Below are 1,329 nucleotides of genomic sequence, written 5' to 3'. Positions count from 1 at the left end.
CCCCGGCCCCGCGCCGGGGGCCGCGGCCGTGCCGGAGCGGGGTGCGCGCCGCCCGGGCGCCCGGGCAGGCGCACGGCCCCACGGGCAGGCGCCCGGCCCCACGGGCAGGCGCACGGCCCCGCGGTCGCGCCGGTGCTCACTCCAGCGGCGCTAGGCCGAACGGGTGGCCTGCCGGGTCGATCAGCACCCGCAGGGTGCGGCCGTGCTGGTAGGCGGGCTCGGTGGCGCCGAGCGCGAGGGCCTTCGCGGTGGCTTCCTCCAGGTCGTCGACGTAGAAGTCGAGGTGGAAGTGCTTGCTGCCGTCCGGCTCCGTCCACGGCTCCGGCCGGTACCCGCTCACCCGCCCGAAGCCCAGCGGGCTGCCGCCCTCGGGGTTGTCCAGGATCGCGAAGTTCTCGTCCGTGTGCCGGGTCTCCCACCCCAGCAGCTCGCCGTAGAACGAGGCCAGCGCGATCGGGTCGGCGCAGTCGATGGTGACCATGGCGAGCCGGGCGAAGCCGGTGTCGCCGGACTCGGACGGCTGCGGCCGTTCGGACGGCGCGGACCGCTCGGACTGCTCGGTGGCGAGGTCGGACATGGCTGGTCGGCCCTTCTGGGAGTCGAGGGCTTGGGCCCAAGACCAATATGGCACCGGGGCGTCTCCGGGGCGCGGCGGATCTCATTTTCCTTAGCTAGGGTAATGACGTAAGCTAAAGAGATGCCCGAGATGTCCGAGCAGGACCTCGCAGCGATCAGTCAGCTGCGATCGTCCACGATGCGCCTCTCCCGACGACTCAAACACCAGCGGGTGGAGGAGTCGTTGAGTCCCACCGAGATGGGAGTGCTGGGCACCCTCGCCCGGTGCGGGAAGGCGACGCCGGGTGAGCTCGCCCGGAAGGAGCACGTGCAGCCTCCTTCGATGACCAGGATCGTCGCGATGCTGGAGGAGAAGGGGCTGGTGCGGCGCGAGCCGCACCCCGAGGACCGCCGTCAGGTGGTCGTCAGCAGCACCGAGCAGGCGCAGACGATCCTCGACGAGAGTCGTCGCCGCCGGAACGTCTGGCTCGCCGAGCTCGCCCAGGGGCTCGACGAGGAGGAATGGGCCGTCCTCAGGGAGGCCGCGCCCGTGCTCTACAAGCTCGCACACCTCTAGGCACACCGACCCCGGCCGGCCGCCGGGAGAAGAAGGAGCCCGCATCACCGCAGGACCGATCACCGACACCAGGAGCGGGGCGGCCCCCCCCCAGGCCGGCGCCCCCCCAGGGGGGCCCACCCGGGCCACCCCCGCCCCCCCCCCCCCCCCCCCCCCCCCAACCCCCCCCCCCCCCCCCCCCCCCCCCCCCCCCCCCC

The 1,329-nt window shown here is 74.0% G+C and carries 2 protein-coding genes; one reads left to right on the top strand and one right to left on the bottom strand.

Features of this window, described 5'->3' with window-relative positions; translation table 11 throughout:
• Positions 1 to 136: 136 nt before the first annotated feature.
• Complete coding sequence (locus tag ACFRAR_RS38805) at positions 137 to 577, bottom strand: VOC family protein (protein WP_380705169.1); 441 nt, start codon at positions 575 to 577, stop codon at positions 137 to 139.
• 120 nt (positions 578 to 697) lie between these two features.
• Here ACFRAR_RS38805 and ACFRAR_RS38800 point away from each other — a divergent pair, with 120 nt between their 5' ends.
• Positions 698 to 1,132, top strand: a complete 435-nt coding sequence (locus ACFRAR_RS38800; protein ID WP_380705167.1) for a MarR family winged helix-turn-helix transcriptional regulator — start codon at positions 698 to 700, stop codon at positions 1,130 to 1,132.
• The last annotated feature ends 197 nt before the right edge of the window (positions 1,133 to 1,329 follow it).

Origin of the sequence: Kitasatospora sp. NPDC056651 (assembly GCF_042792155.1) — a bacterium.
In the GTDB taxonomy this organism is placed as follows: Bacteria; Actinomycetota; Actinomycetes; order Streptomycetales; family Streptomycetaceae; genus Kitasatospora.
This window is presented reverse-complemented; position numbering and strand designations above follow the sequence as displayed.